The organism is Sphingobium sp. SCG-1, from assembly GCF_002953135.1.
Lineage (GTDB): Bacteria > Pseudomonadota > Alphaproteobacteria > Sphingomonadales > Sphingomonadaceae > Sphingobium.
Map to the genome: position 1 here is coordinate 3,217,643 of NZ_CP026372.1, position 20,371 is coordinate 3,238,013.

A 20,371-nucleotide genomic window follows, 5' to 3' on the forward strand; every position below is an offset into this window, starting at 1 on the left:
TCGGTCGCCGGTCGGCGGGCCATAGATCAGGATTGCGCGAAGGGCAAGGGATTGTGAGCGCAACATAGGTGCAGGCGGAACCTTCATGCGTCGGAGAGACTTGAAGACGCAAAAGGAGACACGCCATGGCCACGAACCCAGGGGAAATCCCCCCGCCCGACGTCATCGAACCGCAATCACCCGCTGAGTTGCCTCAGATCGACACCCCCAGCGAGACGCCGTTCCGCGAACCGCCGGAGATTACGCCGGATACGCCGAATGTAGATGAACCAGGACGTGGACCTGACGAACTTCCCTCAGCGCCGCTACCACCAGACTGATCTCCGGCATTTTCCTCAACTAGCGGAGGATTTTATTGGCTTCAAACGACTTTACGAGTCCTAAAGAGATGAATTGGGCGATCGACTTTGGATCAGCGGATACCGCGTCTACGGTCACTTTATCGCCCCAGTGCGGTTCAACTCCGGTCTCAACGACATCCCGCAGCGACCATTCGAATTGCAACATGGCGATGCCCGTATACTCCCGCTTATTTCCCAAGCCCCATTTTTTGGCGCATACGTTGAAAGAGGCGGACTTCAGGCCAACTTTGACCCAGCGAACATTATAAATCGATGCATCGGAGAACTCCGGCAGAAATCCTTCCGAAGTGGTCGCAAAAAGTCCTGTGCCTTTCATTGCACCAACAATCGACTGTGCTCCACCTGCAAGTTCAGCCTCGATATCCTCACCGTTCAATGTGCCGTTGGGCATACAGAGCAGCCCAGCCCGCTTACTGCCGATCTTTTCGGCCCGTCCAATTTCTGTAGTAAGAGGCAGTACTATATAGACTGTTTGTACTTTCCCCTGCGCCGCAGCGGCGGCGTGCGATAGCGCCGCAGTCGCCGCCAGAAGAAAACAACCAGCAACAACTTTCAACCGCGACGGGTAACGAGTGTCTATCACGCTTAGTTCGGCTGCGTCACAGCGCGGCGAATCGTAAAGTTATACAATCCCAGGACTGATGTGTGTGCCTTAATTTGATATCGTTACGCCTGCAATGCCTTCTTCATTATCTCATTCACGACTTTTGGATTGGCTTTGCCCCCCATGGCTTTCATCGTCTGGCCTACAAAGAAGCCAAACAGCGCCTCCTTGCCACCGCGATACTGTTCCACCTTGTCCGCATTTTCTGCGATTATCTTGGCGGCGGCTTCCTCAATCGCGCCCGTGTCAGAGGTCTGTTTGAGACCCTTTTCCTCAACGATCTTGCCTGCCTCGTCGCCGGTTTCGAGCATGATTTCGAATACCTGCTTGGCGAGCGTACCTGACAGGGTGCCGTCCGCGACCAGCGAGAGCAGTTCCGCGCCCTGCGCGGGGCTGACGGGGCTCGTGTCCAGATCCCTGCCGAGGCGATTGAGGGCGCCGAACAGCTCCGACAGCAGCCAGTTGGCCGCCGCCTTGGCCACATCGCCTTCGCCTTTGTTCTGGATGCGCGCGCTCTCGCTCACCAGCGCCTCAAACCAGCGCGCTGTTTCAGCTTCGGCAGTCAGGACCGCGGCATTATAGGCGGAAAGGCCGAGTTCGCTCTCATACCGCTTGCGCTTGGCATCAGGCAGTTCTGGAAGCGATGCGCGGCATTCGTCCAGAAATGCGTCGTCCAGTTCAAGTGGCAACAAATCGGGATCCGGGAAGTAGCGATAGTCGTGCGCGTCTTCCTTCGACCGCATGGATCGCGTTTCGTTACGGTCAGGATCGTAGAGACGTGTTTCCTGCACGATCTTGCCGCCGCTCTCCAGCACATCGACCTGTCGGTTCGCCTCATGCTCGATCACGGCCATGACGAAGCGCACCGAGTTGACGTTCTTCGTCTCGGTCCGCGTACCGAACTCATCGCCCGGCTTACGCACGCTGACGTTCACGTCGGCGCGCATGGAGCCTTCCTCCATATTGCCATCGCACGAGCCGACATAGCGCAGGATCGAGCGCAACTTCCTGACGTAAGCGCCTGCTTCGACAGGCGAACGCATATCGGGCTTCGACACGATCTCCATCAGCGCTACGCCGGAGCGGTTGAGATCGACGTAGCTGCGCGTCGGGTGCTGGTCATGCATCAGCTTGCCCGCATCCTGCTCGACATGGATACGCTCGATGCCGATGGTCTTGGTCGCGCTATCGGGGTTCTTTTCGTCCAGTGTGACGACGATCTCGCCTTCGCCAACGATCGGATGATAGAGCTGGCTGATCTGATAGCCCTGCGGCAGATCGGCGTAGAAGTAGTTCTTCCGGTCGAACCGCGAATAGCGATTGATCTGCGCGTCGATCGCCATGCCGGTCCGCACCGCCTGCCGGATGCACTCGCGGTTCGGCACGGGCAACATACCGGGCATCGCCGCATCGACCAGACTGACCTGCGTGTTCGGCTCAGCACCGAAAGTCGTGGATGCGCCGGAGAACAGCTTGGCATTGGACGTGATCTGCGCATGAACTTCAAGGCCGATCACGACCTCCCATTCGCCGGTGGCGCCGTGGATGCGATAGGTTGCTTCAGTCATATTACCACCACTTCTCGGGCCGTGCCGTGAACCCTGCGCGCTCCTCGATGGCGAGCGCGGCGTTCAGGACGCCCTGTTCGTCGAGGGCCTTGCCGATGATCTGGAGACCTAGCGGCAGCCCCTGCGCGTCGAGGCCGCCCGGCACCGACATCGCGGGCAGTCCAGCCAGCGAGGCAGGCACGGTGAAGACGTCGTTGAGATACATCGCGAGCGGATCGGCCTGCTTCTCGCCCAGAGCAAAAGCAGCCGATGGCGCGGTCGGCGCCAGCAGCAAGTCGCAGCTTTCCCATGCGCGGTCGAAGTCGCGGGAGATCAACGTACGAACCTTCTGCGCCTGCGTGTAATAGGCGTCGTAATAGCCGGCGCTCAGCACATAGGTGCCGATCATGACGCGGCGCTTCACCTCCGGCCCGAAGCCGGCGGCGCGGGTGGCGGCATACATGTCCTGCAAGCCTGCGCCGTCCGGCAACTCGCGCTGCCCGAACCGCACGCCATCATAGCGCGCAAGGTTGGAGGACGCTTCGGCGGGCGCGATGATGTAATAGGCGGGAAGCGCATAGCGGGTATGCGGCAACGAGACTTCGACGATCTCCGCGCCGGCGTCATTCAAGAACGCGATGCCCTTTTCCCACAACGCATCTATCTCAGCAGGCATGCTGTCCACGCGATATTCCTTGGGAATACCGATCCGCTTGCCTTTCAAGTCGCTGGACAGGCTCTGTTCCCACGCGGGAACAGGCAAATCCAGCGAGGTCGAGTCCTTCGGGTCGAATCCCGCCATCGCTTCGAGCATGATCGCATTGTCGCGCACGGTGCGCGCCATCGGGCCTGCCTGATCGAGCGAACTGGCGAACGCAACCACGCCCCAGCGCGAGCAGCGGCCATAGGTCGGCTTGATGCCGCTGATGCCAACGAACGCGGCAGGCTGGCGGATTGATCCGCCCGTGTCGGTGCCAGTCGCCGCCGGACAAAGCCGCGCCGAAATCGCCGAGGCACTGCCACCCGAGGAACCGCCCGGCGCCAGCGCCGCGTTGCCGCCGTCGTTGCGCTTCCAGGGCGAGATGACATTACCAAAATAGCTGGTCTCGTTGGAAGACCCCATCGCGAACTGGTCGAGATTGAGCTTGCCCAGCATCCCCGCGCCTGCGTCCCACAGCTTGCCCGAGACCGTGGACTCATATGTAGGTACGAAGCCTTCGAGAATATGGCTGGCTGCCGTGGTCTGCACGCCGTTGGTGCAGAACAAGTCTTTCATGCCGATCGGCACGCCCGACAACGGCTTCAGATCGCCCGACGTGCGCGCGGCGTCAGCGGCATCGGCGGCGGCAAGCGCATGCTCCGGGGTCTTGACGATGAAAGCGTTCAAGGCTTTGGCGGCCGCGACATTGGCATTGAAGCCTTCGGCCACTTCGCGCGCCGTGAAGTCGCCAGCGCGGAAGCCGTCGCGGATTTCGGCGACGGTCAGGTCTGTCAAATTCGTCATACCAAAATCTCCGTTCGGGCTGAGCGAAGTCGAAGCCTTCCGCTGAGCGAAGCGAAGCAGCATCCTTTCACTCGGCAGAGCCCTTCGACAAGCTCAGGGCGAACGGGGAGGAAAGCGTTAAGCCTGGCCATCATTCGATCACCTTGGGCACGGCGAAAAAGCCCTGCTCAGCCTGCGGCGCATTGGCGAGCACCTTCTCCCGCACATTACCGTCCGTCACGACATCGTCGCGCAGGCGCAGCGTATTGGGGATGACGGCGGTCATCGGCTCGACGCCGGTGACATCGACTTCGCCAAGTTGCTCGACAAAGCCGAGGATATTGTTGAGTTCGGGCACCATGGCCTGCGCCTCATCCTCGGTAACGGAGATGCGCGACAGGCTGGCGATTTTCTTCACGGTTTGCAGATCGATGGACATGGGGAGCCGCTAGCATCGCCTTCGCGGTGCATCAAGCGCGATTGCCCCCGCGCGCGTGACAGGATAGGCGCTTACCCGGAAATCGCACACCCAAGCGGAGCGGCAAGTGGCCAGGAAATTCCTCTACATCATCGCCAGCCTGATCGTGCTGGTCATCATATCGGCCTTTGCCTATCGCGTGTGGGGGCAGCAGCTTATCAACGCCGCGATGGTGCCGTCGCGGACATTCAGTGCGCCACCGCCCCTGCCAAAAGACGCCTACGCCAGCGCAGACACATGGATTTCACGCCCTGGCCTGGCGTCTGATCCTTCGCAATGGCGACCAGCGGACATGAAGGCCGCACCCGTCCCCAGGAAGGCCGCGATTTTCTTCGTTCATCCGACGACCTATCTCGCGCCGGGCAACAAAGCCGACTGGAACGCGCCGCTCTCCGATCCTGAGTCGTTAACGGTCGCGGCACGGTTCGTGCAACGACAGGCGAGCGCGTTCAACAATCTTGGGCCGATCTGGGTACCGCGATATCGGCAGGCACATTTCGGCGCGTTTCTGACGAACAACGCGGGTGGCGGGAAAGCGATAGACGCCGCCTATGCGGATGTCGTGCAGGCGTTCGATGCATTTCTCGCCGCCAATCCGAAGGGTCCGATCATCCTCGCCGGACACAGCCAGGGATCGCTGCACCTGCTGCGCCTGCTGCATGAGAAGGTTGCAGGGAAGCCGATCGCCGGGCGTATCGCTATCGCATACATCATCGGCTGGCCCGTCTCCGTCACTGCCGACATTCCCGCGCTGGGCCTGCCCGCCTGCACCAAGCCACAACAGGCGCACTGCATCGTCAGCTGGCAAAGCTTTGCCGAGCCAGCCGAACCCTCCGCAGTGGTGCAGGCGTTCGAAAAGGATCGTGGCTTCAACGGATTGCCGCGAAAAGGCACAAAAATCTTCTGCGTCAATCCCATCACTGGCAGCGCCAGTGGCGTGGCGAAGGCAGCACAAAATCTCGGCACGCTCGATGCGCGGCAGAGCGAGGATAACCCGGCGCTGATAAAGGGCGCAGTTCCGGCGCGGTGCGACGCCCGCGGATTTCTGCTGATCGGCGATCCTCCAGACCTTGGGCCGTTCACATTGCCCGGCAACAACTATCATGTGTACGACTATGCGCTGTTCTGGGCGAACCTGCGTGCCGATGCGCAGGCGCGACTCGCCGCGTTCTCCGCGAAGAATTGATGGCAAGCCTGATTACCACTGACCGCACTGTTTTTCGGGATGCACTTCCCGAAGGCGGGCGGCTGATTGGCATGGACGTGGGCACGAAGACGGTAGGCCTCGCGCTGTGCGACGCTGGTTGGGTGATCGCCAGCCCGGCGCACACCATCACCCGGGGCAAATTCACCAAGGACAAGGCGACGATCGCCGCCTTCATGGGCGAGCAGTTCGTAAAGGGCATCGTCATCGGCCTGCCCTTCAACCTGGACGGCAGCGAGTCGCCCCGTAGCCAGTCTTCGCGGTCCTTCGCCCGCAACCTTGTGGATATGGATGTGCCAATCCTCCTGTGGGACGAACGATGGTCGACGCAGGCCGTCACGCGGACGCTGATCGACGCCGACGCCAGCCGAGCCCGCCGCGATGTTCTGGTGGACAAGCTCGCGGCCAGCTACATCCTGCAGGGAGCCATCGACGCCCTGCGCGGGTGAGGCCCCTTCCCTCCTCCGGCATTCCGCTCTAAGGCCTCACGCCATGCCGCAGCCTACCGCCACGACCTCCACTGGCCAAATTACCGGGCTCCGGGGCCGCGACCAATTTCCCCATAAGCATCTCTTGGCGATGTCCGCATTGATGCCTTGGGAAATATCCTTCCTGCTGGACGAAGCGGAGCATTGGGTTTCCGTCAACCGCGCGCACAGCCGCAAGCATGACGATCGCCTTGGCGGCCTGACGCAGATCAACGCCTTTTTCGAGAATAGCACGCGCACACTGTTGTCGTTCGAGATCGCGGGAAAACGATTGGGCGCGGATGTCGTCAACATGCACGCCGCACAATCGAGCGTGAAGAAGGGCGAGACGCTGATCGACACGGCAATGACGCTGAACGCGATGCGCGCGGACGTGATCGTGATCCGCCACAGTAGCTCCGGCGCGGTGCGGCTGATCGCGGACAAGGTAAGCTGCCCGGTGCTGAACGCAGGCGATGGCTGGCACGAGCATCCGACGCAAGGGTTACTCGATGCGCTGACCATCCGGCGACGCAAGGGATCGATCTCCGGACTGGTCGTAGCGATCTGCGGCGACGTGCTGCATAGCCGCGTCGCACGCTCGAACATCCTGTGCCTTGGCGCTCTGGGCGCGCAAGTGCGCGTGATTGCACCGCCGACGCTGATGCCCGCGGCCATCGAGCAGATGAGCGTCACGCCCTACACCGATATGAATGCGGGGCTGGATGGCGCGGACGTGGTGATGATGCTGCGCCTCCAGAATGAGCGGATGGACGGCGCATTCATTCCCTCCCCGCGCGAATATCACATGCTCTATGGCCTGACGCCCGAGCGACTGGCGCGCGCCAAGCCTGACGCGCTGGTGATGCACCCCGGCCCCATGAACCGAGGCGTGGAAATCAGCAGTAGCGTCGCGGATCATCCGGAACGCTCCGCGATTATCGAGCAGGTGGAGATGGGCGTGGCCGTACGCATGGCGTGCCTCGATGTCCTTACGCGTAGCGCGCGCGGTGTGGAGGGTTGGGCATGACGCGCGTCCTCGCCATCACTAACGGTCTGCTCGCCGATCCCGCCGGAAGCGCCGTCTCGGCCGGCAGCATCCTGATCGAAGGCGACCGGATCGTCGCTGCAGGCGATATCGCCATCCCGCTCGACGCCGAAAAGATCGATGCGAAGGGATTGGTCGTTGCACCGGGTCTCGTTGATTTGGGCGTATTCCGCACGGATAAACCAGCCTTCCATTTCGGTGGGATCACGCGCGCAGCGCTGATGCCCGATCAATCCTCCCCGCTCGATGATGTGGGCCTGATCCGGGAAGCCACTCGCGCGGGCAAGCCCGATTTCTGGGTGCACCCCATCGCAGCGGCGACGCGCGGCCTCAAGGGCACCGAACTGGCCGAGATCGGCATGATGCAGGCGGCAGGCGCGCGGGCGGTCAGCACCGGGCGGCACTGGATCGCCGATTCCGGCGTGATGCTGCGCGTGCTGTCCTATGCGTCCGCGCTTGGGCTGACGGTGATTGCTCATGCAGAGGATGGCGGGCTTTCCGGTAAAGCCGTTGCAACAGCAGGCGAGACAGCGACCCGGCTGGGCCTAGCGGCTGCGCCTGCCTGTGCCGAAGCGATGGCGATTGCGCGGGACATCATGCTGGTGCGGGAAACCGGCGCTGCGATCCATTTCCGGCTTGTCACCACGGAGGCCGGTTTCAACCTGATCCGTGCTGCAAAGGCGGAAGGGCTGCGGGTCACTTGCGGGATCAGCCCCGCCTATCTCTTCCTCTCGGACATCGCCGTCACCGATTTCCGAACCTTCGCCAATCTCTCTCCGCCGCTGCGGAGCGAGGACGATCGGCTGGCCGCGATCCGTGCCGTGGCCGACGGCACGGTCGACGTCATTACCTCCAGCCATGATCCACGCGGACCGGAGGACAAGCGCCTCCCCTTCGCCGATGCCAGTCCCGGCATGGCGGGCGCAGAGACGCTGCTGGCGCTATCGCTCAATCTGGTGCGCGAAGAGCATCTGAGCATGAACGCGCTGATGAAGCTCCTATGCGCTAATCCGGCGAAGATTCTGGGTGTAGAAGCGGGCAGCTTTGCGGCTGGTCATGCCGCCGACATCATCTTCATCGATCCCGGCACGCCCTGGCTCGTCGACTCGACGCGGATGGAAGCGGCGGCGGGCAACACACCCTTCGACAAGGTGCCCGTGCAGGGCCGCGCCCGCAGAATCATGAAGGGCGGCCAGTTCCTTTAAGGAACCGCCGCCCTTCATTCGACCCTAACGGGGATCAGCGCGAGGCGAACTGCTGGCGCTTCGATTTGGCAACCGCCGCCCAGAGCTTGACCGGAGCCGCTGCCCGGATGAAGCAGGCCCCGCCCTGGCTACGGATCGTCCGGCACATCTGATACGCCGATGCACGATCGCCAAAGCCGCCCACTGCAAGGCGATGATAGAGGCGGCCCTGCACATTGGCCGTGCTGTAGGACACCGGGAACTTGGCAAGGTGGCCGTTGGCGCGCGCCATCCGCTGCCAGCTGCCCTTGGCGACGCCGACGCTGTCATAGGCACCAAGCTGCACGACCCAGTTGCTGGTTGCCGAAGGCATGAGGGGCGTGAACAAGGCGGCCTTTCGCATCATCGTGACTGCGCGCGCGACCGGCGTCGGATGAAACTCCGCCGCGCGTACGGGCGCTTCGGGTTCCGCAAGGAATGGCACGTCGGGCGAAGCGGATTCGGTCGTCTGCTCGGCCGAAGTGGCCTCTGGTGCAGGTGCGACTTCGGCTTGCGCCATTTGTATCGGCGCCGAAGAAGCCAGCGCTAGACGCACAGGCATTCCTGCATCGTCAGCGCGAATCTGCGTGCCGATCAGCGCGGCAACCCGCTGCGGCTCTGCGCCAGCTTCGGCATTCTGCGCCCAGCTTACGACGCGCTGCGTAGCCGCAAGCGCATCGAGATCCTGCGCCGCCATCAGCCGCGCTTCACGCCATTGGCCCGCAAGCGCATAGGCATAAGCCAGGTTCTGGCGGGTCTTTGCGGTGGCTTCAGGCTCCTGCGCGGCGGCGGAAAGGATGCGAATGGCCTCGTCCGTGTCACCCGCCATCGCCATCGCCAGCCCATAATCAGTGGCGGGAACGTGATCCATGTTCACGGCAAGCACTTCGCGTGCACCGGCCGAGTTGCTCAGCGCGACCTTCGCAAGCGCAAGGCTCACGATCGTACGCGCGTCGGTATTGCCCAGCGTCATGGCATCGCTGAGCGCCGTCTCCGCCGACACGAAACGCCCGTCGGCCAGATAGGCGCGGCCAAGCAGCAGCCGGTATCCGGCGTCATCCGGCTTGGCCGCAACGGCTGTTTCAGCAGCAGCGAGAGCCGCTGCGACATCCCGCTTCGCAAGCGCCTTTTCGGCCAGGGTCGCGGAGGCTTGCCCCTGTTTGGCAGCCGGTTGGGCGGTGCCCGCACGCGCCATCATCGACGCGCTTCCCGTGCAGCCAACGGTGGTGATGCCGAGCAGCAGCGACGACGCCGCCGCGTTCAACAGAGCTTTCTTTCTCATGGGTCCAGCCTATCCGTTATTTGCTGACGCCGGGGCGTGCCAGTTGTTCGGCCAGCGCGTCGATCTGCGGCTGGCTTTCGAGATATGCGTCGAGCGCTTGCGTCACGATCTGCTGCGCGGAGCGATTGCCGACCGCACATGCTAAGCGCAGGCGCAGATGCCGCTCGGGATCGAGGCGCAGCGTAAACGCCGCCTTTGGCTGTTGAGGACGTGACGCTGGAATCTTGGCAGCGGCTTTGGGCGCCACCGCCTCGGGTGCGGGAGCCACCGCAGCGACTTTCTCGGCCAAAACCCTCCGTTCCTCGACCACGGCGGGGACCAGCGCTGTCTCCGGAATGGGCGTGTTTTCGACCATCGGCGTGGGAGCCGGTGGCGCGGAGCCGCCTGCCATCGGCGTGAGGCCGATCACGGCAAGCGGGTCGCTCTGGCGAGGGGCATCTTCCCCCATGTCGTTCCAGCCGAGATCGTCTTGCGGCATGCCGCCGAGCATGACCTGACGCCGCATGGCGGGGGCCGCTCCGCCCTTGCGCGCAAGGAGGCCGGATGTGAGGGATGCAAAAGGTTTGGGTTCGTGCATCGGCGCCATCTTACTGACCGATCACCCGGCGACCGAAGCCGCCGCCCAAGGGACGCAGTGCACCCGTGTGGCTCGATCCGTTCGGCACGGAGAACACGGTGCGGCGGAAATTCTTTTCGAGACGATCGTAGACGTAGGACCAGAGCTGCACGACTTCCTGTGCGGACCGGCTTTTCTCATCGACTTCCATGACGGTGCGGCCATCGATCATCGACGCGGCGTAATCGACGCGGTGATGCAGCGTGACCGGCGCGACGGTGCCATGCTGCGAGAGCGCAACGGCAGCTTCGGAGGTGATCTTGGCCTTGGGCGTGGCGGCATTGACCACGAAGATCAGCGGCTTGCCCGCGCGCTCGCACAGATCGACTGTGGCGCCCACGGCGCGCAGGTCGTGCGGGCTAGGACGTGTCGGGACTACCACGAGTTCGGCAACGGAAATGACGCTCTGTATTGCCATGGTGATGGCAGGCGGCGTGTCGATGACAGCAAGTTTGAAGCCCTGCAACCGCAGCGTTTCAAGGTCGGTGGCAAGGCGCGCGACGGTCGTCTGGGCAAAAGCGGGATATTCGGCTTCACGCTCGTTCCACCAATCGGCAAGCGACCCTTGCGGATCGATGTCGATCAGGACTACCGGCCCCGCCCCGGCGCGCTGTGCCTGAACGGCCAGATGCCCGGACAACGTGGTCTTGCCCGACCCGCCCTTCTGTGATGCCAGTGCCAATACCCGCACGAAATACCCCCCGGAAATGTAATTCCCCACGGGATTGCCACGCCGCCACCTAAGAAATGGTTAATCCCGCTATGGACGCGCCGCGCTTGTCGAAGCCCGTCAAAATGTTGGCGCTTGCCGTAATGATTCATTAAGTATGTTTCGCGAGTAAGGCGCTTTGACGAACGCGGGCGGAGCTGAGGCGATGAGACATTTCCTGATCGGTGCGGCAGTCGCACTGGCTGCGCCAGGTGCCGCCTTGCTGTTGGACGGAGCCTTGTTTTCAGGGGCTGCACGGGCGGATGTGAAAACCGGCGTCGATGCCTGGACCCAGGGCGATTATGTAAAAGCCGTCACTGAATGGCGTCCCCTGGCCAACAAGGGCGACGCCGACGCGCAGTTCAACATGGGCCAAGCGTATAAGCTTGGCCGTGGCGTGCCGACGGACCTACCCATTGCCATGGAATGGTTCCGCAAGGCGGCCGAGCAAGGGCATTTGAGAGCCGAAGACAATTACGGCATTCTGCTTTTCCAGCAGGGTAGCCGCGAACAGGCCATGCCTCATCTGCGCAATTCGGCGGAGCGCGGAGAACCGCGAGCACAGTATATTTTGGGTACCGCCCTCTTCAACGGCGAATTTGTCGGCAAAGATTGGGTGCAGGCTTATGCGCTGATGATTCGCGCGTCGAAATCGGGCCTCGCTCCGGCTACTGCGAGCCTTCAACAGATGGAAAACTACATTCCGGCCGAGCAGAAGAAGCAGGGTCTGCTTCTCGCCAGCGAGTTGGAAAAGAAGACCGCGCACACGCTGGCTGCGGCCACGGAGAAGGATAACGCCCCTTTTCCCGCCAAGGACATGCCCAAGCCGATTGCCTTGGCTGCAGCAACGCCAAAGCCCAAGCCCGCGCCCGAGAAACCTGCGCCATTGAAAACTGTGCCGGAAAAGCCTGTCGCGCCCGGGGCCGTGACGGCTCCCGCCGCGAGCCCCGGCGATTGGCGCGTGCAACTTGGCGCGTTCAGCGAGGAAGGCCGGGCCGCAACACTATGGTCGAGCCTGTCGAAAAAGGTCAGCGGCCTGTCCGCCTATCGCCCTTTCTATGTGAAGGGCGGCGCCGTCACGCGCTTGCAGGTCGGCCCATTAGGCACAGCGGCGGACGCACAAAAGCTCTGCCAATCGATCAAGGCAGCAGGAACGGACTGCATCCCCAAGAAGCTGTAAGCGCTTAAGCCAGCCACGCCCCGTGACATTTGGCGCGCGAGTCCCTATGTGCGCGCGATCATGGCAACTTCATTCCCCCCCGCGCCCAAGGTCGGCATGGTTTCGCTCGGCTGTCCCAAGGCGTTGGTCGACAGTGAACGCATCCTCACCAAACTGCGTTCCGACGGCTATCAGATGTCCGCAGATTATGCAGGCGCAGACGTCGTGCTGGTCAACACCTGCGGCTTTCTCGATTCCGCGAAAGAAGAGTCGCTTGAAGCCATTGGCGAAGCGATCGCGGAGAATGGCCGCGTTATCGTCACTGGCTGCATGGGCAATGAAGCAGAACTGATCCGGGCACGTTTCCCGAGCGTTTTGGCCGTCACCGGCGCGCATCAATACGAAGCGGTGGTGAACGCGGTGCATGAGGCGTCGCCGCCGGTGCCTAATGCCTTCGTCGATCTGGTGCCCGAAGGTGGCCTCAAGCTGACGCCGCGCCACTACAGCTACCTCAAGATTTCGGAGGGCTGCAACCACCGCTGCTCCTTCTGCATCATCCCGTCGCTGCGTGGTGATCTGGTGTCGCGGCGTATCGACGCTGTGCTGCGCGAGGCCGAAAAGCTGGTCGCTGCGGGCACGAAGGAACTGCTCGTCATCAGTCAGGACACCTCGGCCTATGGCGTCGATACCCGGCACGAGCCACGGCAATGGCATGGCCGCGAAGTGCGCGCACACATGACCGACCTCGCCCGTGAACTGGGGCAGCTTCGCACTGCCGAGGGACGTGCGCCGTGGGTGCGCCTGCATTATGTCTATCCCTATCCGCACGTCGATCATGTGATCCCGCTGATGGCTGAGGGATTGCTGACGCCCTATCTCGACATCCCGTTCCAGCATGCCGCGCCCGAAGTGCTGCGCCGCATGAAGCGCCCCGCGAACGAAGCCAAGGTGCTGGATCGTATCCACAAATGGCGCACGATTGCGCCGGATATCACGATCCGCTCGACCTTCGTCGTCGGCTTCCCCGGCGAGACGGAGGCGGACTTCCAATATCTGCTGAACTGGCTGGACGAGGCGCAACTCGACCGCGTCGGTGCGTTCCGGTTCGAGCCTGTCGAGGGCGCTGCCGCCAATCTCCTGCCCGACCCCGTGCCCGAAGAGGTCAAGGAAGAGCGCTACCAGCGGATCATGGAAAAGACCGCCGCCATCTCCGCCGCCAAATTGCAGGCGAAGGTCGGCCGCATCCTGCCCGTCATCATCGACGAAGTGGGCGAACCCGACGAGGAAGATGGCAGCACCGGCGCCACCGCTCGCAGTCAAGCAGACGCGCCGGAAATCGACGGCAACGTCTTCCTGCGCGATACGTCAGGGTTGAAGCAAGGCGACATCATCGACGTCCTGATCGAGGATGCCGACGATCACGACCTGTTCGGGGTGCCGCTCACTTCGCGCTGAACGCTTCGCGATATTCCGGCTTGATCGCCTCCAGCATCGCCGCGTCTACCGGCAGGGCGATGTCATAACTGCCCTCGGCATACGGCCCCGCTTCATAGGGGCCGATGACGATCAATAATTGATCGATCATCTTTCCGTCAGTGGAGACCGGCACCAGCGTCTGCTTCATGGGATCGACGCAATCGTCGAACATGCCGTTGCCAGCGACAGGCGCACCGCGCTTCACTGCGCGTGCGGCATTCAGCGCTTTACAGAAGTGCGCGCCGATTGCTTTCGCCAGAGTCGGTTGCGACACGACCATAGCCTCGATGCTGGTTTCGCGGTCATTGGCGCGGTCCCAGATCAGGCTCTTGTACCCCGTCATTCCATGCGCGCCGCCGGTGTATACATAGCTTTCCGCAAGAAGGCTAAGCAGCAATGGCGTGGCGGCCTTAGTGGTCCACTCCGTCTCCGAACTATGCGTGTGAAAGGGGAAGCCGTCCTTTTTCGCCGCCGCCTGATCCTCCCGCGCCATCTTGAGCGCGTCCTCCTTCGATCGCTGCAGATCGTCCGTGAATTGTGAGACAATCGCCGGCACCGCCGCTGCTTCCATCGGATATTTATAACCGAACTCCAGCAGCTCGGTCTTTTCCGAAATCGCGAAGGGCTTTGCTTCGGGTGGCTTGGCGGCAGGTTGGCTAAAGCGACGCGTGTCGGGTGCCGCCACATTGATGGCCTGGTTATTATCGGACGATGGGGGCGAGCAGGCCTGCGCCAGCAGCGCCCCCGATATCGCTATTGCGTAGCGGATCAATGGCTATGCGCCGCCAGCTTCTCGGCAAGGGACTGGCGTACATAGTTGCCCTGCAACACGGTTCCGGCATCAGGCCAGCCTTCGCCGACCAGCGCCTGCTCGATTTCTTTAACGGCATGAAAGCGGCCCGTCTCGGCAAGTGCATAGGCACGGCTGCGGACGGCGTGATCGCGACGATTTTCCGTAAACATCAGGCTCTCCTTTATGCTTTTCCTGCCGCCATGATATGCCCTTCGCCCAACGTTTCAATGCCCAACTGCGACGAGCAGGATAGCAGGCGCGGCGAAAAGCCGTCTTTCAAGTACCCCGGCCCTGCCCTACATCATGGCGATGACAGACTTTGCCGAATTGCTGAAGCCCGACAACGGCCAGCCCGCCCGCTCCATCCATCTGGTCGACACGAGCAGCTTCCCCGGCTGGCTGAATGCTCAGCCCGAACGCGCCCGCACGGCCGTCGCCGCGCAGAAGTTCAGCGGCAAGGGCTTTGAACATGCAATCCTGCCGGGCGATGCCGCGGACGACTGGTCGGTGGTCGCGGGCGTTGCGGATGTCGGCACGCTATCGAGTTGGTGCCTCGCCAAACTCGCCGAGGTGCTGCCCGCCGGCACTTACCGCTTGCATGATCGTCGGCCCGGCGCAGCGGCGCTGGGTTGGCTGACGGCGCAATATCGGTTCGACCGTTATCGGCGGGAGGAGAACCCTGTCGGGGCTCGCATCTTGCTGAGCGAGGATGTGCGGCAGATCGAACCAGCGATTGTGATGGCAGAGGCGGTGGCGCTTGTCCGCGACATGGTGAACACGCCTGCCGCCGATATGGGACCGCCTGATCTGGAAGCGGCGGCTGGCGTAATCGCTTCCGCTTATGGCGCGAAAGTGGAAGTGACGCAGGGCGATCCGCTCGCCACCGGCTACCCGATGATCCATGCAGTCGGTCGCGCCGCCGACCGGAGCTTCGCGCCGCGCCTGATCGAACTCACTTGGGGCGATCCGAAAAATCCCCGCGTGGCGATCGTCGGCAAGGGAGTGTGCTTCGACAGCGGTGGCCTCGACATCAAACCATCCTCCGGCATGCGGCTGATGAAGAAGGACATGGGCGGTGCGGCGCATGCACTGGCTCTCGCGAAATTGATCATGGCGAACCGCCTGCCCGTTCACTTGCACCTGCTGATACCCGCCGTTGAAAATGCGATCAGCGGCAACGCGTTTCGCCCCGGTGACGTCCTGACCTCTCGCAAGGGCCTGACCGTGGAGATCGGCAACACCGACGCAGAAGGACGTCTGGTTCTGGGCGATGCGCTTACCAAGGCGGTCGAGGGCAATCCCGAACTCATCCTGGACTTCGCGACGCTGACGGGTGCGGCGCGAGTCGCCCTTGGCCCCGATCTCCCCGCACTTTTCGCCAATGACGACGGCCTTGCGCAGGATCTGGAACAGGCGGGCACCGCGACGAACGATCCCTTGTGGCGTCTGCCTCTGTGGAGTGGCTATGGCGAGATGCTCAAATCAGACATCGCCGACGTAAACAACGCGGGCGAAGGCGGCTTCGCCGGATCGATCACTGCGGCTCTGTTCCTGCAGAAATTCGTGGCTGACGGCACGCCATGGGCGCATTTCGATACCTTCGCCTGGCGACCCGCAGGCAAGCCCGGTCGGCCTAAAGGCGGCGAAGCGCTGGGCCTTCGTGCGGCATTCGCAATGCTCAAAATGCGTTACGAACCACAAACCTAACCTAAATAACCGTAAACCCAATCCGTTACGCAACCGGATATCATGTTGCGCGTTTGAGCGATATGAACGTTCAGGCCCCACCCCATGATACTGCCCTTGCCGAACGCCGGCCATCGCCGATGCTGGACAAGTGGATGCACACATTGGTCGATTATGTCCGGTCAGGTGAACCTGATCTGACCAACCGGCAAATGGCCCTGATGATGATGGTATATGTAGAGCCGGGACCGCATACCGTGCGTGGCCTGGCGGAGGCGCTGAACGTCTCCAAACCTGTCATCACACGCGCTCTTAACAAATTGTCTGCTCTAAGCTATCTGCGCCGCGAGCGTGATGTGACCGACCGCCGGAACATTTTCGTCGCGCGGACACCTAAAGGGGCAGATTTTCTTGACGGATTCAACGGTTTCATCGCAGGAACAGGCCGCGATGAAAGGCGAGACAAAAACGGGCGCGCAACCTGACCGCACAAGCTTTCGGCTACAGGGCCGATCAGTAAAACTCGACAAGCGCATTCATGCAGTGCGGAGCGACCTCGCTGACGTGTCGTTAGCGGGGGTACTATTTTCCGCACATTATGCCCGCGCGGCCGAGATGAGCTGCGTTTCACCTGGAGCACCCGTCAAATCCGCTAAATCCGCTAGCGCTGAAAGCGTCTCGCAGTTGTTGCGCGGCGAAATCTTTCACGTCCTTGACGTCAATGGCGAATGGGCCTGGGGCTTCTGCGGTCACGACGGCTATGTCGGCTATGTTCGGCGCGAAGCACTAGATGTGCGGGAGATTGCGACGCATCGGGTCAGTGCCGCCCTCGCCCCGGTTTTTGCAGAGCCCAGCATCAAGTCCCGGATTGTTGATTACTGGCCCCGCGCATCGGTTTTCCCGTCAGTTGAGGATGGCAACTTCCTTTCCTGCGCGGAAGGCTTCGTCCACTCGCGCCATGCCGCGCCAGTCGACATGCTGGAAACCGACTGGGTGGCCGTCGCAGAGCGTTATATAGGCCAGCCCTATGTCTGGGGTGGGCGCGGGCATCAGGGCGTCGACTGTTCGGGGCTGATCCAAATAGCGCTGGCGCAGTGCGGCATAGCCGTTCCGCGCGATACCGACCTCCAGCGCGAAGGTATCGGCCGTCCCTTGGCGGACAACGCACAGTTGCGTCGGGGTGACTTCCTTTTCTTTCCTGGCCATGTTGGCGTAATGGCGGACGAGGAACACCTCCTCCACGCCAATGCATTCTGGATGAGCACAGTCATCGAACCCTTGGTGGACGTAATCGCGCGGCTAACTTCCGAATACGAACAGCCGATACTGGCGCGGCGGAGGATTGGCGCATGACCACGCATATATTCATCGATGGCGCTGCGGGCACGACAGGCCTTGAGATCCGGGAGCGCTTAGGAGACCGGCCGGAGTTGACGCTAATTTCGCTGTCTGACGCAGAGCGAAAGGATGCCGGGGCGCGCAGGCGGGCGCTTAACGACGCCGATATCGTGATCCTCTGCCTGCCCGACGAAGCCGCCCGCGAAGCGGTGTCGCTGATCGACAATGATCGTACTAAGGTCATCGACGCATCCACCGCGCATCGCGTTGCGCCGGGTTGGGTCTACGGGTTCCCCGAAATCTCGGGCCGTGACATCGTTGCGCAATCGAAGCGAGTCAGCAATCCGGGTTGCTACTCCACAGGCTTCATCGCTCTCGTCGCGCCACTTGTGCGCGTTGGCCTGGTCCCTCCCGACTGGCCACTCGCCAGCAACGCAGCGTCGGGTTATTCGGGCGGCGGCAAATCGATGATCGCGGACTATGAAGGCGGCGACGTGACCTCTGCCTTCTCGACCTATGCGCTGAGCCTCTCGCACAAGCATGTGCCGGAGATGCAGACGCATTGCGGCCTGTCTGTCGCCCCCGTCTTTGCACCCGCCGTGGTGCCCGTGCATCGCGGAATGATCGTCGACGTACCCTTACCGGTCAGTGCGATGCCCGGCACGCCTTCGGTGGATGCCATCAAGTCGACGCTACGCAATGTCTATGCGGGTTCGCAAATCGTCCGCCTGATCGAGGATTACGATGCCGCGACACTTACGATCGAACGATGCGCGAACACAGACCGGCTGGACCTGTTCGTCTTCGCCGACGCGGCAGGCACGCAGGTGCGTCTGGTCGCAGCGCTCGATAACCTGGGCAAGGGCGCAGCGGGTGCCGCCGTGCAGAACCTCAACATCCTTGCGGGACTTGAGGAGACCGCGGGATTGCGCCTCTGATTCAGTGAATGGTTCCAAGCGGCGCTTCGACTGACAGCAGCACAATAAGCCGCTCAATCTGACGCCAGCGGCAAAAGTGGATATGATTGCCTAAGTCGCGACTGCGGTCGGCACGCGAGACCGCCTCGTACACGGCGTTATCGCCATATTGGGCGATGAGTTCAGCGGCGTCGTCCACGCTGGCGCGGTCGAGTAGATAAGGTGTTTGCATCGATGTCCCCGAAGACCGCCGAAGAACCGGGCGGTAGTCCGTCCTCCTTGCTTCACGCATCATGCCAAAAACCAACTATGGCTGCCGACTGCGGCATAGGAAGGTCAACACGGCGTTATCCAAATGTCATTTCGGGACAGATGTGCCGCCGTGATACATATGGCGTCCCAAATGGAAGCATGGCAAAGATCGCCGATGACGACACCTGAAGAGAAGAACCCGACCGGCGCAGGCGCCATCATCGCATTGCTTGCTTTCGTCGGCGTCATTGGCGGTGGCTTTATGGGCCAGCCGACGATCGGCCTGCTCTCCGGCCTTGGTCTTGGCATAGTGATAGCTCTCCTGCTCTGGCTTCGCGAACGCCGCTAAAGGCTATTTCTGCGCGCGGCGCTTGCGGGCGGATCGGCATCGACCTAGATCGGTGCCATGAAAAAATACTGGCTATTGCTGCTCGTCATCCTCGCCGTCGCGGCCGGAGGATTTTTGTATCTGGCGCGCGGCGATACGGCCCAACTGGCGGCGGGCCAGGACGTAGGGAAAGACCCGACTTTCACGATCGCGCGCCGCGAAATGATCCCAACGGTCAACATCGCCGATGTAGTCGGCTGGAAGACTGGCGAAGCCCCTACGCCTGCCAAAGGACTGAAAGTGGCGCGTTTCGCGGAGGGACTGGTCCACCCACGTTCCCTATTGCAATTACCTAACGGCGACATTCTGACTGCAGAGACCAACAGCCCGCCACGCGAAGCCACCGGCATCAAGGATCGGATCATGGGCTGGCTGATGAACAAGGCGGGCGCTGGCGTCGCTTCGCCCAACCGCATCACTCTGCTACGTGATGCCGATGGTGACGGTAAAGCTGAGGTCAAATCCGTTTTTCTGACCGGCCTCAACTCCCCCTATGGCATGGCGCTGGTCGGCAACACGCTCTACGTCGCAAACACTGACGCATTGATGGCCTTCCCCTACACGAGCGGCGAGACGAAGATCACGGCCGAGGGTCGCAAGATCATGAACCTGCCCGCCAATGCGCCGAACATGCATTGGACGAAAAATCTGCTCGCCAGTCCCGACGGGACGTTGCTGTACGTTGCGGTGGGATCGAACAGCAACATCGGCGAAAACGGCCTGGACAGCGAAGCCAACCGCGCGAACATTCTCGAAGTAAACCTGAAGAAAGGCGGCTATCGCATCTTCGCCAGCGGATTGCGCAATCCTGTCGGCATGGCATGGGAGCCTTCGACGCAGCAGCTCTGGGCCGTGGTGAACGAGCGCGACATGCTGGGCAGCGACCTCGTGCCTGATTACTTGACGCGCGTGGAATTCGGCGGCTTCTACGGTTGGCCATGGAATTACTGGGGCGGCTATGAGGATCGCCGCGTCCAGCCGGAGCGCCCGGAACTGCGGGAATATACCCATCGTCCTGACTATGCGCTGGGCAATCACGTCGCCGCACTTGGCCTGACATTCGCCACAGGCTCGAAATTAGGTGCGCCGTTCGAGCGGGGTGCGTTCGTCGGCCTGCACGGTAGCTGGAACCGCAAGCCTGCCGCTGGCTATAAGGTGATGTTCGTGCCCTTCACGGCTGACGGACAGGCGAACGGCAAACCCGTCGATGTGCTGACGGGCTTCCTCGACAAAGATGGCAATGCACGCGGCCGGCCCGTGCAGGTGGCGCTGGACAAGACCGGCGCGCTGTTGGTCAGCGATGATGTAGGCGGTGTGATCTGGCGCGTCAGCAAGTGAC

At 62.1% G+C, this 20,371-nt stretch carries 23 protein-coding genes; 13 read left to right on the top strand and 10 right to left on the bottom strand.

What is annotated here, in order from left to right:
• Nucleotides 1-125 precede the first annotated feature (125 nt).
• A complete protein-coding gene (locus C1T17_RS14725; RefSeq protein WP_104954089.1) occupies nt 126-320 on the top strand; it encodes a hypothetical protein in 195 nt (64 codons plus the stop codon).
• 19 nt (nt 321-339) lie between these two features.
• Here C1T17_RS14725 and C1T17_RS14730 read toward each other — a convergent pair whose 3' ends face one another.
• The 4 genes from C1T17_RS14730 to gatC form a co-directional block, all read right to left on the bottom strand.
• Nucleotides 340-945, bottom strand: coding sequence for a hypothetical protein (locus tag C1T17_RS14730; protein ID WP_145959011.1), 606 nt, complete (start codon nt 943-945; stop codon nt 340-342).
• An 83-nt stretch (nt 946-1,028) separates the two neighbouring features.
• Complete coding sequence (gene gatB, locus C1T17_RS14735; RefSeq protein WP_104954091.1) at nt 1,029-2,534, bottom strand: Asp-tRNA(Asn)/Glu-tRNA(Gln) amidotransferase subunit GatB; 1,506 nt, start codon at nt 2,532-2,534, stop codon at nt 1,029-1,031.
• Between the two features lies 1 nt (nt 2,535).
• Nucleotides 2,536-4,017: an Asp-tRNA(Asn)/Glu-tRNA(Gln) amidotransferase subunit GatA gene (gene gatA / locus C1T17_RS14740; RefSeq protein WP_104955259.1), complete on the bottom strand. Its 1,482-nt coding sequence runs from the start codon at nt 4,015-4,017 to the stop codon at nt 2,536-2,538.
• 130 nt (nt 4,018-4,147) lie between these two features.
• Entirely contained in the window at nt 4,148-4,435 is a 288-nt protein-coding gene (gene gatC, locus C1T17_RS14745) for an Asp-tRNA(Asn)/Glu-tRNA(Gln) amidotransferase subunit GatC (RefSeq protein ID WP_104954092.1), read from the bottom strand.
• Nucleotides 4,436-4,541: 106 nt separating this feature from the next.
• Between gatC and C1T17_RS14750 the strand changes: the two genes are divergently transcribed.
• From C1T17_RS14750 to C1T17_RS14765, 4 genes are read left to right on the top strand one after another with little or no spacing between them, the layout of a single operon-like run.
• Entirely contained in the window at nt 4,542-5,660 is a 1,119-nt protein-coding gene (locus C1T17_RS14750) for a DUF3089 domain-containing protein (protein ID WP_104954093.1), read from the top strand.
• Complete coding sequence (gene ruvX / locus C1T17_RS14755) at nt 5,660-6,127, top strand: Holliday junction resolvase RuvX (protein ID WP_104954094.1); 468 nt, start codon at nt 5,660-5,662, stop codon at nt 6,125-6,127. The genes C1T17_RS14750 and ruvX overlap by 1 nt, the downstream gene beginning before the upstream one ends.
• Before the next feature lie 43 nt (nt 6,128-6,170).
• Nucleotides 6,171-7,175 (top strand): aspartate carbamoyltransferase catalytic subunit, encoded by a 1,005-nt coding sequence (locus C1T17_RS14760; protein WP_104954095.1) that lies wholly within the window; start codon nt 6,171-6,173, stop codon nt 7,173-7,175.
• On the top strand, nt 7,172-8,398 hold the full coding sequence (locus C1T17_RS14765) for a dihydroorotase (protein ID WP_104954096.1): 1,227 nt from the start codon (nt 7,172-7,174) through the stop codon (nt 8,396-8,398). Before C1T17_RS14760 ends, C1T17_RS14765 begins: the two co-directional genes overlap by 4 nt.
• Before the next feature lie 34 nt (nt 8,399-8,432).
• Here the strand turns inward: C1T17_RS14765 and C1T17_RS14770 are convergent, their stop codons facing one another.
• The 3 genes from C1T17_RS14770 to C1T17_RS14780 are packed head-to-tail and all read right to left on the bottom strand — an operon-like array spanning nt 8,433 to nt 11,005.
• Complete coding sequence (locus C1T17_RS14770) at nt 8,433-9,698, bottom strand: SPOR domain-containing protein (protein ID WP_104954097.1); 1,266 nt, start codon at nt 9,696-9,698, stop codon at nt 8,433-8,435.
• A 16-nt stretch (nt 9,699-9,714) separates the two neighbouring features.
• Entirely contained in the window at nt 9,715-10,275 is a 561-nt protein-coding gene (locus C1T17_RS14775; RefSeq protein WP_104955260.1) for a hypothetical protein, read from the bottom strand.
• A 10-nt stretch (nt 10,276-10,285) separates the two neighbouring features.
• The gene (locus tag C1T17_RS14780; RefSeq protein WP_104955261.1) at nt 10,286-11,005 is read right to left on the bottom strand and encodes a ParA family protein; all 720 of its coding nucleotides are present in this window, start codon (nt 11,003-11,005) and stop codon (nt 10,286-10,288) included.
• A gap of 184 nt (nt 11,006-11,189) precedes the next feature.
• Here C1T17_RS14780 and C1T17_RS14785 point away from each other — a divergent pair, with 184 nt between their 5' ends.
• Both C1T17_RS14785 and rimO read left to right on the top strand, forming a co-directional pair.
• Nucleotides 11,190-12,203, top strand: coding sequence for an SPOR domain-containing protein (locus C1T17_RS14785; RefSeq protein WP_104954098.1), 1,014 nt, complete (start codon nt 11,190-11,192; stop codon nt 12,201-12,203).
• Between the two features lie 60 nt (nt 12,204-12,263).
• Nucleotides 12,264-13,637 (top strand): 30S ribosomal protein S12 methylthiotransferase RimO, encoded by a 1,374-nt coding sequence (rimO, locus tag C1T17_RS14790; RefSeq protein WP_104955262.1) that lies wholly within the window; start codon nt 12,264-12,266, stop codon nt 13,635-13,637.
• On the opposite strand, the gene C1T17_RS14795 is transcribed toward rimO, so the two are convergent.
• On the bottom strand, nt 13,624-14,430 hold the full coding sequence (locus C1T17_RS14795) for a DUF4163 domain-containing protein (protein WP_104954099.1): 807 nt from the start codon (nt 14,428-14,430) through the stop codon (nt 13,624-13,626). The genes rimO and C1T17_RS14795 overlap by 14 nt on opposite strands.
• Complete coding sequence (locus tag C1T17_RS14800) at nt 14,427-14,621, bottom strand: hypothetical protein (RefSeq protein ID WP_223262624.1); 195 nt, start codon at nt 14,619-14,621, stop codon at nt 14,427-14,429. The genes C1T17_RS14795 and C1T17_RS14800 overlap by 4 nt, the downstream gene beginning before the upstream one ends.
• 139 nt (nt 14,622-14,760) lie before the next feature.
• Between C1T17_RS14800 and C1T17_RS14805 the strand changes: the two genes are divergently transcribed.
• From C1T17_RS14805 to argC, 4 genes are all read left to right on the top strand, one after another.
• Nucleotides 14,761-16,158 carry a leucyl aminopeptidase family protein gene (locus C1T17_RS14805; protein ID WP_104955263.1) on the top strand — a complete coding sequence of 466 codons (1,398 nt, stop codon included), beginning with the start codon at nt 14,761-14,763 and terminating at the stop codon, nt 16,156-16,158.
• A gap of 62 nt (nt 16,159-16,220) precedes the next feature.
• Complete coding sequence (locus C1T17_RS14810; RefSeq protein ID WP_104954101.1) at nt 16,221-16,622, top strand: MarR family transcriptional regulator; 402 nt, start codon at nt 16,221-16,223, stop codon at nt 16,620-16,622.
• On the top strand, nt 16,588-17,490 hold the full coding sequence (locus tag C1T17_RS14815) for an NlpC/P60 family protein (protein ID WP_104954102.1): 903 nt from the start codon (nt 16,588-16,590) through the stop codon (nt 17,488-17,490). The genes C1T17_RS14810 and C1T17_RS14815 overlap by 35 nt, the downstream gene beginning before the upstream one ends.
• Nucleotides 17,487-18,413, top strand: coding sequence for an N-acetyl-gamma-glutamyl-phosphate reductase (gene argC, locus C1T17_RS14820; protein ID WP_104954103.1), 927 nt, complete (start codon nt 17,487-17,489; stop codon nt 18,411-18,413). Before C1T17_RS14815 ends, argC begins: the two co-directional genes overlap by 4 nt.
• Nucleotide 18,414: 1 nt before the next feature.
• Here argC and C1T17_RS14825 read toward each other — a convergent pair whose 3' ends face one another.
• Nucleotides 18,415-18,624 (bottom strand): hypothetical protein, encoded by a 210-nt coding sequence (locus tag C1T17_RS14825; protein WP_104954104.1) that lies wholly within the window; start codon nt 18,622-18,624, stop codon nt 18,415-18,417.
• A 195-nt stretch (nt 18,625-18,819) separates the two neighbouring features.
• Here C1T17_RS14825 and C1T17_RS21360 point away from each other — a divergent pair, with 195 nt between their 5' ends.
• Entirely contained in the window at nt 18,820-18,993 is a 174-nt protein-coding gene (locus tag C1T17_RS21360) for a hypothetical protein (RefSeq protein ID WP_189338362.1), read from the top strand.
• A 57-nt stretch (nt 18,994-19,050) separates the two neighbouring features.
• On the top strand, nt 19,051-20,370 hold the full coding sequence (locus C1T17_RS14830; RefSeq protein WP_104954105.1) for a PQQ-dependent sugar dehydrogenase: 1,320 nt from the start codon (nt 19,051-19,053) through the stop codon (nt 20,368-20,370).
• The last annotated feature ends 1 nt before the right edge of the window (nt 20,371 follow it).

Coding starts and splice junctions, on each gene's coding strand:
- C1T17_RS14725 (WP_104954089.1), top strand. CDS start 126: ATGGCCACGAACCCAGGGGAAATCCCCCCGCCCGACGTCATCGAACCG.
- gatB (WP_104954091.1), bottom strand. CDS start 2,534: ATGACTGAAGCAACCTATCGCATCCACGGCGCCACCGGCGAATGGGAG.
- gatA (WP_104955259.1), bottom strand. CDS start 4,017: ATGACGAATTTGACAGACCTGACCGTCGCCGAAATCCGCGACGGCTTC.
- gatC (WP_104954092.1), bottom strand. CDS start 4,435: ATGTCCATCGATCTGCAAACCGTGAAGAAAATCGCCAGCCTGTCGCGC.
- ruvX (WP_104954094.1), top strand. CDS start 5,660: ATGGCAAGCCTGATTACCACTGACCGCACTGTTTTTCGGGATGCACTT.
- C1T17_RS14760 (WP_104954095.1), top strand. CDS start 6,171: ATGCCGCAGCCTACCGCCACGACCTCCACTGGCCAAATTACCGGGCTC.
- C1T17_RS14765 (WP_104954096.1), top strand. CDS start 7,172: ATGACGCGCGTCCTCGCCATCACTAACGGTCTGCTCGCCGATCCCGCC.
- C1T17_RS14770 (WP_104954097.1), bottom strand. CDS start 9,698: ATGAGAAAGAAAGCTCTGTTGAACGCGGCGGCGTCGTCGCTGCTGCTC.
- C1T17_RS14775 (WP_104955260.1), bottom strand. CDS start 10,275: ATGCACGAACCCAAACCTTTTGCATCCCTCACATCCGGCCTCCTTGCG.
- C1T17_RS14785 (WP_104954098.1), top strand. CDS start 11,190: ATGAGACATTTCCTGATCGGTGCGGCAGTCGCACTGGCTGCGCCAGGT.
- rimO (WP_104955262.1), top strand. CDS start 12,264: ATGGCAACTTCATTCCCCCCCGCGCCCAAGGTCGGCATGGTTTCGCTC.
- C1T17_RS14800 (WP_223262624.1), bottom strand. CDS start 14,621: ATGTTTACGGAAAATCGTCGCGATCACGCCGTCCGCAGCCGTGCCTAT.
- C1T17_RS14805 (WP_104955263.1), top strand. CDS start 14,761: ATGACAGACTTTGCCGAATTGCTGAAGCCCGACAACGGCCAGCCCGCC.
- C1T17_RS14810 (WP_104954101.1), top strand. CDS start 16,221: ATGAACGTTCAGGCCCCACCCCATGATACTGCCCTTGCCGAACGCCGG.
- C1T17_RS14815 (WP_104954102.1), top strand. CDS start 16,588: ATGAAAGGCGAGACAAAAACGGGCGCGCAACCTGACCGCACAAGCTTT.
- argC (WP_104954103.1), top strand. CDS start 17,487: ATGACCACGCATATATTCATCGATGGCGCTGCGGGCACGACAGGCCTT.
- C1T17_RS14825 (WP_104954104.1), bottom strand. CDS start 18,624: ATGCAAACACCTTATCTACTCGACCGCGCCAGCGTGGACGACGCCGCT.
- C1T17_RS21360 (WP_189338362.1), top strand. CDS start 18,820: ATGACGACACCTGAAGAGAAGAACCCGACCGGCGCAGGCGCCATCATC.
- C1T17_RS14830 (WP_104954105.1), top strand. CDS start 19,051: ATGAAAAAATACTGGCTATTGCTGCTCGTCATCCTCGCCGTCGCGGCC.